The 13,304-nt window shown below is 53.6% G+C and carries 15 protein-coding genes and 1 tRNA gene; 6 read left to right on the plus strand and 10 right to left on the minus strand.

Annotated elements, in window-relative coordinates:
- From G6Q15_RS08255 to G6Q15_RS08265, 3 genes are all read right to left on the minus strand, one after another.
- Positions 1-249 (minus strand): hypothetical protein (locus G6Q15_RS08255; RefSeq protein WP_205518129.1); only part of this gene is annotated, 249 nt, incomplete at its 3' end.
- A 14-nt stretch (positions 250-263) separates the two neighbouring features.
- A complete protein-coding gene (locus tag G6Q15_RS08260) occupies positions 264-653 on the minus strand; it encodes a hypothetical protein (RefSeq protein ID WP_164117657.1) in 390 nt (129 codons plus the stop codon).
- 91 nt (positions 654-744) lie between these two features.
- Positions 745-924: a PspC domain-containing protein gene (locus G6Q15_RS08265; protein ID WP_164117659.1), complete on the minus strand. Its 180-nt coding sequence runs from the start codon at positions 922-924 to the stop codon at positions 745-747.
- Here G6Q15_RS08265 and G6Q15_RS08270 point away from each other — a divergent pair.
- From G6Q15_RS08270 to recF, 3 genes are all read left to right on the plus strand, one after another.
- Complete coding sequence (locus tag G6Q15_RS08270; RefSeq protein ID WP_164117660.1) at positions 923-1,129, plus strand: hypothetical protein; 207 nt, start codon at positions 923-925, stop codon at positions 1,127-1,129. The two genes, G6Q15_RS08265 and G6Q15_RS08270, sit on opposite strands and share 2 nt — an antisense overlap.
- Before the next feature lie 9 nt (positions 1,130-1,138).
- Entirely contained in the window at positions 1,139-1,414 is a 276-nt protein-coding gene (locus G6Q15_RS08275) for a hypothetical protein (protein WP_164117662.1), read from the plus strand.
- A gap of 77 nt (positions 1,415-1,491) precedes the next feature.
- Positions 1,492-2,595, plus strand: a complete 1,104-nt coding sequence (recF, locus tag G6Q15_RS08280; RefSeq protein ID WP_240330817.1) for a DNA replication/repair protein RecF — start codon at positions 1,492-1,494, stop codon at positions 2,593-2,595.
- Positions 2,596-2,605: 10 nt separating this feature from the next.
- On the opposite strand, the gene G6Q15_RS08285 is transcribed toward recF, so the two are convergent.
- The gene (locus tag G6Q15_RS08285; protein ID WP_205518130.1) at positions 2,606-2,827 is read right to left on the minus strand and encodes a hypothetical protein; all 222 of its coding nucleotides are present in this window, start codon (positions 2,825-2,827) and stop codon (positions 2,606-2,608) included.
- Positions 2,828-2,986: 159 nt separating this feature from the next.
- Here G6Q15_RS08285 and G6Q15_RS08290 point away from each other — a divergent pair, with 159 nt between their 5' ends.
- Complete coding sequence (locus G6Q15_RS08290) at positions 2,987-3,172, plus strand: hypothetical protein (RefSeq protein WP_164117665.1); 186 nt, start codon at positions 2,987-2,989, stop codon at positions 3,170-3,172.
- A gap of 4 nt (positions 3,173-3,176) precedes the next feature.
- Here the strand turns inward: G6Q15_RS08290 and G6Q15_RS08295 are convergent, their stop codons facing one another.
- Positions 3,177-3,932 carry an arylesterase gene (locus tag G6Q15_RS08295; RefSeq protein WP_164117667.1) on the minus strand — a complete coding sequence of 252 codons (756 nt, stop codon included), beginning with the start codon at positions 3,930-3,932 and terminating at the stop codon, positions 3,177-3,179.
- 16 nt (positions 3,933-3,948) lie between these two features.
- Here G6Q15_RS08295 and G6Q15_RS08300 point away from each other — a divergent pair, with 16 nt between their 5' ends.
- Both G6Q15_RS08300 and G6Q15_RS08305 read left to right on the plus strand, forming a co-directional pair.
- Positions 3,949-4,665 (plus strand): ABC transporter ATP-binding protein, encoded by a 717-nt coding sequence (locus G6Q15_RS08300; RefSeq protein WP_164117669.1) that lies wholly within the window; start codon positions 3,949-3,951, stop codon positions 4,663-4,665.
- A 2-nt stretch (positions 4,666-4,667) separates the two neighbouring features.
- Positions 4,668-7,184: an FtsX-like permease family protein gene (locus tag G6Q15_RS08305; protein ID WP_164117671.1), complete on the plus strand. Its 2,517-nt coding sequence runs from the start codon at positions 4,668-4,670 to the stop codon at positions 7,182-7,184.
- Here G6Q15_RS08305 and G6Q15_RS08310 read toward each other — a convergent pair.
- From G6Q15_RS08310 to G6Q15_RS08330, 5 genes are all read right to left on the minus strand, one after another.
- Positions 7,170-8,141 carry a bile acid:sodium symporter family protein gene (locus tag G6Q15_RS08310; RefSeq protein WP_240330818.1) on the minus strand — a complete coding sequence of 324 codons (972 nt, stop codon included), beginning with the start codon at positions 8,139-8,141 and terminating at the stop codon, positions 7,170-7,172. The genes G6Q15_RS08305 and G6Q15_RS08310 overlap by 15 nt on opposite strands.
- 10 nt (positions 8,142-8,151) lie before the next feature.
- A complete protein-coding gene (locus G6Q15_RS08315; RefSeq protein WP_164117673.1) occupies positions 8,152-9,189 on the minus strand; it encodes a CaiB/BaiF CoA-transferase family protein in 1,038 nt (345 codons plus the stop codon).
- Between the two features lie 168 nt (positions 9,190-9,357).
- The gene (locus G6Q15_RS08320; RefSeq protein WP_345940294.1) at positions 9,358-12,234 is read right to left on the minus strand and encodes a TonB-dependent receptor; all 2,877 of its coding nucleotides are present in this window, start codon (positions 12,232-12,234) and stop codon (positions 9,358-9,360) included.
- Between the two features lie 60 nt (positions 12,235-12,294).
- Positions 12,295-12,370 (minus strand) — tRNA-Thr (locus G6Q15_RS08325).
- 47 nt (positions 12,371-12,417) lie between these two features.
- Entirely contained in the window at positions 12,418-13,290 is an 873-nt protein-coding gene (locus G6Q15_RS08330; protein ID WP_164117675.1) for a hypothetical protein, read from the minus strand.
- Positions 13,291-13,304 lie beyond the last annotated feature (14 nt).

Raw genomic sequence — 13,304 nt, forward strand, 5'->3', positions numbered from 1 at the left:
TTTTTCTCCGCTCCCGGACGGGTTTTCTGACAAGATTGAACCGGGATCAATTTTCTTTATAACGGCGCGTTGCCGGTCCAGCTGATATTTTTTGCTTTTCCTGTGCGGTGCATGGATCATACCGAGGATAATGACTTCGGTTTTACCATCGGTGCGCGGCACAGATGTTTGCTGCACTTCTGTATCCCCTGCTGGGCGGCATGCGGATATAAAGGCTATCAGCACAAGCAGCATAAGCTGCTTGAACATGGCGGTGAACATAGTCACTTCGGTGTGATTTTGGGAGCGAGCCAGCCTGCGATAACTGGCAATGCCAAACCGCAAATTGCCATCCATAATGGGTGCGGTATGGTCATAAGGCTGAAAATTGTCCCGGCAATAATAAATGCGGCCACAATCCAGACGGACCATGGCCAGCGGGTTATATATAGTGCCGTCGCTGCGCCGCCCAATGTGCCTAGAAACCAGGCGATTATGACGGAAAGCTTCGCCCCGAAGGGCATGATATGCATGATTTGTGCAAGGTCGTCAGGATTATTCAGGTCTGTGCCTGCGGGCGGGGGGTAGATGATATGGCCAAGGCCTTCCAAAAGGGCGACCAATATACCTGCTACAATAATCCCTGCAATTATCCCCAATACTCGCCGCGCCATTATCTGCCTCCACTCGTTTTAGGGGAAGTTACCGCAAATTATGTAAAATGCAATGCGCGGCGGTTTTCGTATGTACTCAACGGGCTTAGGATCAGTTGGCGATCAGGCCGATGAGCAGGTAGATTAGTACTGGGGCACCAATGCCGCAGATAACTGCCAGAGCCCACAGGATACGGACCAGTGTGACATCAATTTCCGCCCAGTTGGCGATGCCGGCACATACGCCCATAAACTTGGCATTTGACTTGTCGAGCCGGAATGAATTTTTCATGGATTTTCCTCTTTTTGATGTTGGTGATTATGCGCGTGTTCAGATGAACATACTAGCGGAGTTTACAGCTTCGGCGGGCAATACGCTTGCACCGACAAAGATGGCGCTGAATATGAAAGCCGATACACCGGCAAGTATGGATGACTGGAGCTTGCTGATATTATGCATTTTATTTCCCTTTCCTCGGATTAAGTTGATTGTGTGACTTGTTTAGATGAACATGCTGGCGGAGTTTACGGCTCCGGCAGGAAGAACACTTGCGCCAACGAACACTGCGCTGAATACGAAAGCTGAAACTGCTGCGAGAACTGAAGACTGGAATTTGCTTACATTGGTCATTTTAATTTCCTTTATTGAATTTCCTCATCACCATGATGAAGTTACAAATAGCATTGCACAGCCCGTGCCAGTTTTGGTTTTTTCAATAAAAACATTAGCTTATGTCATTTTACATTTTACTGAATATTTGCTGAATACAAAATGTTGGTAAAATTCACTAAAGGTTGGTTTATGTAAAATCCTGTAAAGAGCCGAATTGGATGAAAATTGCCAAAAGGCTTCTCACACATGCGCTTTCTGGTTACATGGGTATGGATTATGCCGCTTAACTTCCTGTCGCTTCGTCACTTCCGCAACCATGGCGACAGCCAGCTTCATGGCCTTGCCCGTTTCAATGTGCTGACTGGTGACAATGGTGCCGGTAAGACCAATATACTGGAAGCCATATCGTTGCTTGCCCCTGGCCGCGGAATGCGCCGGGCGTCTTTATCGGAAATGGGGGCAATGCAGGGGCCGGGCGGATTTGCCGTATCGGCTGACTTGGGCGACATGAAAATCGGAACAGGCGTCACAGCTGATATGCCTGAACGGCGTAAGGTTCGTGTCAACGGTGCAGCGGCCAGCGCAAACAGCTTGGCTGAATGGTTATCCATTATCTGGCTCACGCCCGCGATGGACCGGCTTTTTATGGAAAGTGCGGGTGGCCGCAGGCAATTTGTTGACCGGCTGGTGCTGGCAGTTGATCCGCTGCATGCAAGGCACGCCTCGCAATATGAATTGGCGGTTCGGGAGCGCAACCGGCTGCTTGCGGACGATATTATGCCTGACCCCGCATGGCTGGATGCTGTGGAGGCCCGTATGGCTGAATATGGCGCATTGGTCGCTGCGTCACGCGTAGCGATGATCCAGCAGCTTAATGATGTGCTGGATAGCGAAACGGATAAAGTCTTCGCGCGGCCCATATTGGCTCTGGCCAGAGGCGAGCAGGATATGGCCGACAACATGTTAGAGACATGGCGCAATGCGCGCCCCCGCGACCGGCAGGCGAAGCGCACACTTGATGGCCCGCACCGCGATGACCTGATTGTTACCATGCGGCAAAAAGGCCAGGCTGCGGCGTTATGTTCGACTGGAGAGCAAAAGGCGATGCTGATCGCCATCATATTGGCGCATTCAGATCTGGTGGCGTCGCTTAAGAGTAATGCGCCCGTACTTTTGCTTGATGAGATTGCCGCGCATCTAGACCCGGTTCGGCGCGGCGTTTTATATGACAGATTGTCAGAACGCGCCGGCCAGGTGTGGATGACGGGTACGGACCGCGCATTGTTCAGCGGTATTACCAGTCCGCGCCATTTTACTGTCTGCGGCGGCGCGGTGCACAGTGATAATTAATGCGTGATGATTAATGCACTGTTCCGATCGACTGGTCGACCGACAGGATGATAATCATACGCTCAATCTGCCGCCAGTGACAGAAATGCAGATGATTGCCTCTTGAACGGGCAATATCAGCGCGTTCGGCGGCCTCTATGCCTGCTTCTGCGCCAAATACGCGGATCAATGCATCGGCATCGTCATAGGCTTGCCGGGAGGTCATGATGGGCAGGTTGGGTGCGAGTGACATGCGTATATCCGTTCCAGTGTGTTGGCACAGGATGTAGCGAAGCCAGGTGCAAGAAGTTTCAAGCAATATGGTTGATGCGCAGTTAACTGGTACGGCTCCCCGGGCGCATAATGCAAAAAGCGTTGGCAGATTGGTATCGAGCATGGCATGAGGACAGGCATGACTGATCCAGCAGAAAAACCAGTGCGCCGCACGCCACTCGCAGGCGGTTTCTTTATAGCCCTTGCGTCGATTGCAGGCGTGTTTATTGGCGGGTTCCAGGGCGAACCTGTTATTGGCCTGCTCGCGGGTTTTGCGCTGGGTCTGGCAATTGCAGCCCTAGTCTGGCTGCTGGACCGACGCTAGTTTTCTATTCTGCTACCAGTTCCTGCCGCACAGCGGGGGCCAGCCGTTCCACCACGACATCAATGCCCTTCGCATTGGGATGGATGCCGTCGGGCAGCATAAGGTTAGGCTGTTGAGTGCCATCAGTTGCGATTATGCCATCAAAAAAGAACGGGTAGAGAGCGGCGTCATATTCCTTGGCAACGTCAGTATAGATTGAATTGAATGCCTCTACGTAATCATCGCCCATATTGAGCGGAGCCATCATGCCGGTGAGCATGGCGTCAATATCACGGTCATCCAGCTCGTCGAGCATGGCGCGGATATTGGTGCGTGTCTGCTGGACGTCCAGTCCGCGCAGCAGGTCATTTCCACCCAGTCCGATAATTACAAGATCAGGCTTACGCTTGGCACCATCCAGCGTGAAGGCAAAGCGTTTAAGCCCTGCTGCCGTCGTGTCGCCAGACACACCTGCACCTATAACGCGCGCATTGATACCGTCCCGCCGTAGTGCTTTTTCCAGATCATGGGGCAGGCTTTCATTCTGTTTCAGCCCGTATCCAGCATATAGGCTGTCACCAAAGGCGATGATGAGTTTTTCAGGCTGCTGCTCCAACCCGGCTGGTTCGGACGTTTGTGTGACCGCGCTTTGCTGCTGGTCGACAGTCACGTCATCTTGATCGTTTTGTCCGCCGCTGCACGCCGCTAATATGCATAAGGACCCATAGACAAAAACGCGAAGCGCCCCATATGGGTTCGACAATGCAACTTTTCTGGCCATTACGGATTATCCTTTCATGCACGGCACAACTACTTCTTCAGACAATATTGTCATTCAAGCAGACAATGTCACCCTTTCTTTGGGGGCAAAGGACGCGTCCACAAAAATACTCAAGGGTATCGACCTGGAGATAGAGCGCGGTGCAACGGTAGCGCTGCTGGGTCCGTCCGGGTCCGGCAAGTCATCGCTGATGGCCATTTTTTCCGGGCTGGAACGCGCCACAAGCGGCGGCGTACAGGTTGCTGGCATGGATTTCGGACCGATGGACGAAGACGCGCTGGCAAGGGCGCGGCGCGGGCAAATCGGCATTATATTGCAGGCTTTCCACCTGCTACCCACTATGACCGCGCATGAAAATGTAGCCGTACCGCTCGAGTTGGAAGGGCAGGCGGATGCTTTTGATATAGCAAAGGCGGAACTGGAAGCTGTTGGCCTTGGCCACCGCATTACTCATTATCCGGCGCAGCTTTCGGGCGGGGAACAGCAGCGCGTGGCCATTGCGCGTGCCATGGCCCCACGGCCAGACATTATCTTTGCCGATGAGCCAACCGGTAATCTGGACGGCAAAACAGGCGCAGCGATTATTGAGCTACTGTTCGACCGGCAGCGCGAAACCGGTGCGACCCTGTTGATGATTACCCATGATCCGGAACTTGCGATGAAGTGCGGCCGGATCATCGAAATGCGTGACGGCGATATTGTTGCCGATACCGCAAAAATGGATGTTCTCTAGCCATGGGCTGGTCGCAGATATGGGCGATTGCACGCCGCGATTTGAATGGCCGGTTCCGCGGGCTGCGGCTGCTCGTCATATGCCTGTTTCTGGGCGTGGCTACACTCGCCACGATCGGCAGTCTGACATCCGCGATCACTACCGAGCTTTCTTCGCGCGGGCAGGTCATATTGGGCGGCGATATTGAATTTGCTATGTCGCAGCGCATGGCGAGCGCCGCAGAGCAGGCTGCGTTTCGCAGTGAAGGTGAGCTTTCCGAAACGGTGCGGATGCAGGCCATGGCCAACCGCATCGGCGAAACAGGTGATGACGGTCCGCAGGCCATATTGGCGCAGCTCAAGGGTGTGGATGGCGTGTATCCGCTTTATGGCGATCTGCTGTTGAAAGGTAGCAAGGCTGCGGGTCCTCTTACCAGCGATGAAATATATGTCGGGGCGGGTTTATCCGACCGTCTGCGGCTTTCCATCGGGGATACCGTGCGTTTTGGCGAAGCTGAATTTCGCATTGCAGGCCTGATTGCCGAGGAACCAGATCGTCTGGGTGAGGGCTTTACATTGGGGCCAGTGGCGCTGACATCAATGCAGGGCATTGAGCGCACCGGACTGGTACGTCCTGGCAGTCTTTATGAGAGCAAATACCGCATCAGGACACCTGGCACAGCTAATATTGAAAATGTCATAGAGCGCCTCAACACAGCTTTTCCCGAATCTGGTTGGGAAGTGAAAGACCGTGAGCGTGGTGCGCCCGGCGCGACCCGCTTTATCCTGCGCATGGGACAGTTTTTGACGCTGGTCGGTCTGACCGCGCTGGTTGTGGCAGGCATCGGTGTTGGCAATGGCGTGGCATCTTATCTGGCGGGTAAACGCGGCAGTATTGCAACGCTCAAGATACTCGGCGCACAGTCGGGCGATATACTACGCATCTATATGGTACAGATACTGGCCGTGTCGGCAATTGCCATTGTGGCTGGCCTGCTTGCAGGTATGTTCCTGCCGCAACTGATTGTCTATCTGGCAGGGGACGTGCTGCCGGTACGGCCCGGTTTTGCAGTCTATCCATTCCCACTTTTTGTGAGTGCGCTTTACGGGCTTCTTATCGCACTGATTTTCGCCCTGCCTCCACTCGCACGGGCACGATTGGTACCGCCTGCCGGGCTTTTTCGCGCGGTTGTGGATGGCGCGGTGCAGCGCGACTGGCGCACCTATGCAATAGTGGCTGGCGGCGCGCTGCTGATTGCGGCCATTGCGATATTTACTGCGCGCGATCCGATATTCAGCGCCGGTTTTCTGTTCAGTGTGTTGGCGGTGCTGGGCCTGCTTGCCTTGATTGGCTGGGGAATTGGCAAAATTGCCGCAAGACTGCCGCGTCCGCGGCAACCGCTTGCACGGCTTGCACTCACTAACTTGCACCGGCCTGGATCACAGACAGGACAGCTGGTGGTGGCGCTCGGGCTTGGGCTTACGTTATTTGTGACGCTGGCGGCGATCCAGACCAGTCTTAATAATGAAATCGAACGCACCATTCCGAAACAGGCCCCGAACCTGTTCGTGCTGGATGTGCCGGTGGAACAGCGCGAGACTTTCCTGCAGAAGATCACGGCTGAAGCGCCAGAGGCTGAGGTAAATACGGTGCCTGCCTTGCGCGGGACGATTACTGAATATGCAGGGCAGCGTGTAGCAGATCTGGAAGATATTCCCGACAATGCCTGGGTGCTACGCGGTGAACGCGGCCTGACTTATAGCGAAACCCTGCCGGAAGGCAGTGAACTTTTGGAAGGTGAATGGTGGCCGGAAAGTTATGACGGCGAACCGCTGGTATCGGTTGATGCGGAAATGGCAAAGGCCCTGGACCTGAAATTGGGAGATCCGTTGACAGTCAGCCTGCTTGGCCGTGAATTTACCGCGAAAGTCGCCTCATTGCGCCAGATTAACTGGGATACGATGGGGTTCAATTATGTGATGGTGTTTTCGCCCAACACGCTGCGCGATGCGCCGCATAACCTGGCCGCAACAGTGACCATGGACAACGTGTCGGAGCGGGCGGTTTCACGTGCATTGCTCGACACATTTCCTTCCATCTCGGTGATCGAGGTGCGCGATGTGATCGGGCAGGTGCAGACCATATTGCAGCAGATGGCATCAGCCATAGCTGCTGCGGCTTCCATTGCCATTTTATCGGGTATAGCAGTGCTGATTGGAGCTATTGCTGCATCACGTCAGTCGCGCATTTATGACAGCGTCATCATGAAGACACTGGGCGCAACGCGGCGGCAGATACTGTCGGCACAGGCGCTGGAATACGGATTGCTGGCGGCGCTACTGGCTTCAGTTGCGCTGGCGCTGGGTCTGTTTGCAGCCTGGTATGTGATTGTGCAGATATTCGAGTTTAACTGGGCGCCCGATTGGGGTGTGGTAGTGGCTATGTTGGGCGGCGGCGCTTTGCTGACGCTGATATTGGGCACTGTGGGTTCGCTTCCCGTACTTGCGGCAAGGCCTGCCCAGGCTTTACGTAGCCTGTAACCCTTTACCCGCCAACCTCGCCGCAACAGGCGCGGATATAATCAGCTGCAGTTGGTGATAGATTAGCGCGGGAAGGATGATCGTTCCTGCCTCCGGTCCTGCAAATAATATCGCGGCGAGAGGTGCGCCTGTGGCAATGCTCTTGTGTGATCCGGCGAAGATAAGGCTGATATGATCTGGGCGAGGAATATTCAGTATTTTTCCTAGTAGCCAGCTCGCGCAAAATGCAAATGCCAGAAGCAGCGCGATAAATCCGGTGAGTATGACCAGTGTGCCCATATCAACCCTGCTCCACAGCCCCGCCACCACCGATGCGCTGAACGCGACATAAACAGCAATCGCAATCGCGGATTTGTCCATAAAAGATAGCAAAGATTTGCGCTGTGCAGCCCAGGCCCCCAACTGCCCCTGCGCAATTTGGCCTATGGCAAAGGGCAGGAGGACTATCGCGGCAATCTTGATGACCACATCGCTGCCGATATTGGCATTTCCGGCGCCGCCAATCAGCAGTACGACCAGTAGGGGAGTCGCGAATATGGCAGACAGGTTGAGCACGGCAGAGGCCATGACTGATGCTGCCACATTACCGCCTGCGATTGAGCTATAGCTGATGGCGGACTGTACCGTGCTGGGCAATATGGTGAGATAGACAAGGCCTGTCACGAATATGGCGGGGAGAAAAGATGCGGCTATGGGGGCCACGACCTGCCCCGCAACCGGCATGGCGGCAAATACGAACAGGAAAATGACACACTGCAACCGCCAGTTGCGCATCGCCGTAAGCACATCCGCGCGTGGCAGGCGCAGGCCATGCAAGAAGAAGAGCAGGAAAATGGCCGCTGCCGATATAAGTTCCGCTAGGCCGGCCGCCGCCCCGCTTACAGGCAACAGGCTGGCCAGCACAATTGTGCCGAGCAACACCAGCACGAAATTATCGGGAACAAGGCGTTTTAGCACAGAAATAACGTTAATCCATGCGTGGTTTTGGTGCGGGTGTTCCCGAAAAGCGCGGGGCAGGGGCGGGCTGCAACACACCGTCCACTGTCAGATAGGTCTCGCGGACCTTGTTGTGCGGATGCTCCGGCGCTTCGGTCAGACTAAGCACCGGCGCGAAGCACGTATCCTTATGTTCCATAAGCGCACACCATTCATCACGGGTTTTTGTGTGAAACATCACTGCAAGCTTTTGTTTAAGAGGTTTCCAGCTTTGCGGGTCCATCTGCATATCGAAATCTGGATCATCTTCCAGTCCGGCACATTTGCGCAGTTCAGTATAAAATTGTGGTTCTATTGCGCCCACAGAGACATATTTGCCATCGGCGGTTTCATATGTGTCGTAAAAATGCGCACCGGTGTCGAGCAAGTTGAGGCCGCGTTCGTCATGCCACATTCCACTGGCCATAAAGCTGTATGTCATGGCGCTGAGTACGGCGGATCCATCGGTCATCGCGCAATCAATAACCTGTCCCTGGCCGGTTTTTTGCGCAGACAATATGCCCGCAAGCATGCCAAAGGCCATCATCATACCGCCGCCGCCAAAATCGCCCACTGCGTTAACGGGCGGAGTCGGCTTTTCATTCGCCCGGCCATAGCTGTGTAGCGCGCCTGATAGTGCGATATAGTTAATGTCATGACCGGCATAGGGCGCATAGGGCCCCGTCTGTCCCCAGCCAGTCATACGGCCATAGACAAGCGCTGGATTATCCTGCAGCAGCTCATCCGGGCCAAGGCCAAGCCGTTCCATCACACCGGGGCGGAAGCCTTCAATCAGGCCATCTGCTCCCTTGATGAGGCCTTGCAATTTGCTGATATCTGCATTGGATTTCAGATCCAGTTCAACTCTCTCACGTGACCGGTTCAGTATATCTTTGGGAAGACCGCGCATGTCCGGTTTTTCAACACGGATGACGTGGGCGCCATGGTCGGCCAACATCATGGCAGCAAAGGGGGCAGGGCCAATCCCGGCCATTTCCACAATCGTCAATCCGTCGAGCGCACCGGGCATAGCTTCCTCCATAAAGACTTCCGTTACATTATGGTTTTGCCGGGAAATGGTAAAGTGATTTAAGTGACCAGTTAAATACCGGGTTCGTAGAATTAATGTCCCACAGCACGGTATAAATAAAAAGGGGAGGCCGAAGCCTCCCCTTTCATAAAATTTATGTCAGTCAGATCAGAATTTGAAACGGACCGTACCACCATATGTACGCGGCTGATTTGGATAACCGGATATCGACTGTCCCTGGGCTACCGAGGGGAATATCGTCGAAATGTAGCGATCATCGAGAATGTTGCGGCCCCAGATGGAGAACTCCAGTCCCATATCCATCGCATAAGTGATCGATGCATTCACATTGTTCACTTCGCGTTGGAATTTCCTTGCTTCAATAATGGCGGGCGCAAAGTTTTGCGTTCCATCGGGATTGGTACCGATAAAGTTGGTCAACCCGTTAATCACTTGCACACGAGATTCATATGCGTAGTCGCCCCGTATAATAATCCGATCGTAATTCGACAGTTCTTTCTCCCACTGTGCGCCGAAAGATGCACTGATTGGATGAATGCCTGCAACAGTCGCACCAGAAAGATCACCGACTGGTGAGCCGACGAAGCTCTTATACGTCGGGTCAAGATATGTCAGCGCCAGATTGAGGGTCAGATCATCGTTTGGTTTCACGTAACCATCAAATTCAATACCGAATGTCTCTTGCTCACCTGCGTTAGACAGGACGAAGCTGGCACCGATGAAAGTGTTGGCCTGGAAGTTTTTGATATTCTGCTGGAAAATGGTGAGGTTGGCACCTGCCGAGTCCCAACTACCCTTGATTCCCAACTCGTACACGGTTGACTCTTCAGGTAGGGCGAAACGTGTACCCGGCCTGAGATTGGGTGTTGCAAATCCTTGTGATACGACTTGTGCAAAATCGCCTGGCAGTGGACGACTGTCGCGTGACAGGTTCCATGAGCTTGCTTTGAAACCGGTCGCATAGCTTGCATACACATTCAGTGTATCACTCACCTCATACGCTATCCGTGCAATGTAAGTCACGTCATCATCGCGTGACTTGCCATTCTCTACTGCATTGGGGACATTCAGGATGGGTGGAAGAAACTGAAAGGGTCTCAAACCTGCAAACGGATTTGCAGCAGGGTTGTTCTGATTAGCAGTCGCGAATGCTTGAGAGCCTGCCTGAATTGCTCCGAATGCGGCCATATTCCCGGCGGCAAAAGCTCCGATTTCGGCCGCTGTAGCTGATCGGCCAAGGTTCAAGGCATTGCCAACACCCTGTGCCAGTGCTCCCTGGAACAACAACAGGTTCCGGGATCCCGCAAATTGCGGCGCGTCGAGGTCAACTGAAGAGAATGCTTCGGTGGAGAGACCGTTTGACGTTATGTCCTTCTTATCCTTGGTATAGTTTGCGCCCAGCGTTACTGTAAGTCGATCGGTAAGGTCGATATCAACCTGTCCGAACAGCGAATAGGCTTCGTTATCCTGCTGGAAATCGTTAAAGAAACCCGTTCCTGCTGCAAAGAAACTACCATTCTGTGCACCGAGTAGTTGCTCGAGGGCATCGACGTTAAGAGCGCCTCCAGTAGCCCCTTGGATGAGCAAGTTGGCGTATGGCCGAAAGCCCGGGCCGTATATGACCTGATCAGCTACTTGCAGATCTTCATTAAAGTAATATCCGCCAACCAGAAAGTTGAACATCCCGTCAAGATCGCTGGCAAGACGCAGCTCCTGCGTAAAGGTCTTAATTTCGGCCTGACCGATATTCGCACCGCTAGCTACATCGGCACTGGTAAAATCGATGTCCTGGTTGGCATCAATGCTAGTATCACGATAGGCAGAAATGGAAGTGAGGGTGAGGGCACCGATATCATAGTCAACCTGGGCTGAGACGCCCCAGTTTTGAACTTTGTTGAACGGGTCAACATCAGTAAAAGCAATATCGGCTAAGGGTGTACGGAAATCGTTGACTTCGCCGCCGATCGCTTCGATCGCCGCAGTCTCAGCCGAACGTGCGAGATTGACAACCCCGCAACATGTTTCGTCGATCTCATCATAATCTGCGATCAGGCGGATTTTCAGATTGTCACTGTTTTCGAACAACAATTGTCCGCGCGCGAACCAGCGATTACGATCGTTAAGGTCGTCGCCATTAAAACCGTTGGTGACGAACCCGTCACGGCGATTGTAACCAGCAGCAAAACTTGCCGCCACACTATCAGAAATCGGTCCGGTCACATACGCTTTGCCGACGAATGCATTGTAGTTTCCGTAAGAAGCTTCAAGATTGCCTCCGAATTCGAAGGATGGTTCCGAGCTTACGAGCGAGATAACGCCCGCGCTTGCATTCTTGCCGAACAGCGTGGATTGCGGTCCACGCAGCACTTCGACACGCTGTAGATTAGGAAGATCGGAAATTTGTGAGATCGTGCGGCTGCGATAGACACCGTCCACGAACACTGCGACTGACGGCTCCAGTCCTAGATTATTACCATCGGTCCCGAATCCGCGAACTGCAAAGCTTGTGGCGAATGAACTCTGCAATTGCGACACCCGAAGTGAGGGCACCACGGATTGTAAATCTCCAATATCACGGATCTGCGCACGTTCAATCGTTTCAGCGGATGTCACGGATACTGCGACGGGGATTTCCTGCAAGGTTTGTTCGCGTTTGGTCGCTGTCACGATGATTACATTATCATCAACGACTTCTTCTGCAGCGTCTTCTGCGGGCGCTGTATCCTGCGCCATAGCGGTGCCGGAGATGGCGATTGATGCGATGCCTGCGGTCGACATCAGCATGGTTTTGATAAACGGATTTACAGTTTTCATGCGATTGTTCCTTCCTGAAGAACGATTTTTTTGGACATGCATGTTTTCATGATTGTCCCCAGTTAATTTCATTCTTTGCGCCGATTTTCTGAGCATGAAACCGTACGCATCACGCGATAGACTAGTTTTTTCAGGCGTTTCCCACAATAAAAAGCCGCGTATGCGCGGGAATTCCGCGATATGCGTGACATAAATGCAACGCAGCGTCAATTGCCGCTACGGCAAGCTTGCGTGGTGAGTCGCGATGTTTGTGGTGAATTTGAGAAAAAGTGGTGCCGAATATCCGACTCGAACGGATGACCTACCGCTTACAAGGCGGTTGCTCTACCAGCTGAGCTAATTCGGCGCTCTTTTTGAACCATTGTCCGGTCCGACTGGAAACGCCTCCTATACTCAAAAAACACCAAAGGTCCACCCCTCAGTTGCAGCAATTTGCTCATTCATGGCTTTTGGTGCCCAAAGCGCCCTGTTTTCAGCGGCCTTTGCCAGCCACGCTGCCGTCATCAGCGCATCGGTTTTGTGATCATCATATTCGGCCAATGGACTGTGCGGTTCAACCCCCAGCGCATCAAGCGCCTTATCTAGGGATCCGCGGTCACGCAGCTTGGTGCGCCCGCGCGTCAGGCCAGCATTGACCGCGGCAATGCTGGTATAGATCTCCACGATAAGCGGACCTTTTGCCGGTACGGGGTCAAATGGCCATATCGGAATTCTGCTTTCAAGCCGGTGCAAAACGCGCATTCCTGTCAGGCTGGATTTACCGACCTGTGCTGCACCGACAAGATTGAAACAGCTATATGGGTTGGCAAGCTGTTGGATACGCGATTGCTCTTCCACCATGCGCAGTCGTCCAGACCGGACCTGCCCATAAGCGTTGCCCAAATAACCGGCATGGCGAAAATATTCGCGCAACTGCGGGTGCTCCACGATACTGCGTGCGGATAAATATAGGTCATCGGAGCATATGTCATCAACCAGTGCCCACAGCGCTTTTGCGCTTTCGGGGCTGTTATTCCATCCGGGGAAATAAGCCTCCTGGTCCGTGAAGGGCAGTGCGGCAGATAGGTCGATGCCGATTAGTATGTCGGACCCGATGCGCGCCTGTTCCACAAGCCATTCCAACGCACCTTCGCGGCTCCAGCCATGTTCGTTTTCAATCAGAGCCGGTTTTTTGTCTGGTCCCATCACAGCCAGTGCAATGCCGTTGGGCCGCGCGACATTCTGGCCGGACCAGTCGAAACAGGCTGTATGGGTAAATCGGCGCATGGGGAGCTTTCTGC

The organism is Sphingorhabdus sp. Alg239-R122 (assembly GCF_900537065.1).
GTDB lineage: Bacteria > Pseudomonadota > Alphaproteobacteria > Sphingomonadales > Sphingomonadaceae > Alg239-R122.

What these genes read in the sequence shown, in the direction of transcription:
- G6Q15_RS08260 (WP_164117657.1), bottom strand. Translation starts at nt 653, where the DNA reads ATGGCGCGGCGAGTATTGGGGATAATTGCAGGGATTATTGTAGCAGGT.
- G6Q15_RS08270 (WP_164117660.1), top strand. Translation starts at nt 923, where the DNA reads ATGGATTTTCCTCTTTTTGATGTTGGTGATTATGCGCGTGTTCAGATG.
- G6Q15_RS08265 (WP_164117659.1), bottom strand. Translation starts at nt 924, where the DNA reads ATGAAAAATTCATTCCGGCTCGACAAGTCAAATGCCAAGTTTATGGGC.
- G6Q15_RS08275 (WP_164117662.1), top strand. Translation starts at nt 1,139, where the DNA reads ATGAACATGCTGGCGGAGTTTACGGCTCCGGCAGGAAGAACACTTGCG.
- recF (WP_240330817.1), top strand. Translation starts at nt 1,492, where the DNA reads ATGCGCTTTCTGGTTACATGGGTATGGATTATGCCGCTTAACTTCCTG.
- G6Q15_RS08285 (WP_205518130.1), bottom strand. Translation starts at nt 2,827, where the DNA reads ATGTCACTCGCACCCAACCTGCCCATCATGACCTCCCGGCAAGCCTAT.
- G6Q15_RS08290 (WP_164117665.1), top strand. Translation starts at nt 2,987, where the DNA reads ATGACTGATCCAGCAGAAAAACCAGTGCGCCGCACGCCACTCGCAGGC.
- G6Q15_RS08295 (WP_164117667.1), bottom strand. Translation starts at nt 3,932, where the DNA reads ATGGCCAGAAAAGTTGCATTGTCGAACCCATATGGGGCGCTTCGCGTT.
- G6Q15_RS08300 (WP_164117669.1), top strand. Translation starts at nt 3,949, where the DNA reads ATGCACGGCACAACTACTTCTTCAGACAATATTGTCATTCAAGCAGAC.
- G6Q15_RS08305 (WP_164117671.1), top strand. Translation starts at nt 4,668, where the DNA reads ATGGGCTGGTCGCAGATATGGGCGATTGCACGCCGCGATTTGAATGGC.
- G6Q15_RS08315 (WP_164117673.1), bottom strand. Translation starts at nt 9,189, where the DNA reads ATGCCCGGTGCGCTCGACGGATTGACGATTGTGGAAATGGCCGGGATT.
- G6Q15_RS08330 (WP_164117675.1), bottom strand. Translation starts at nt 13,290, where the DNA reads ATGCGCCGATTTACCCATACAGCCTGTTTCGACTGGTCCGGCCAGAAT.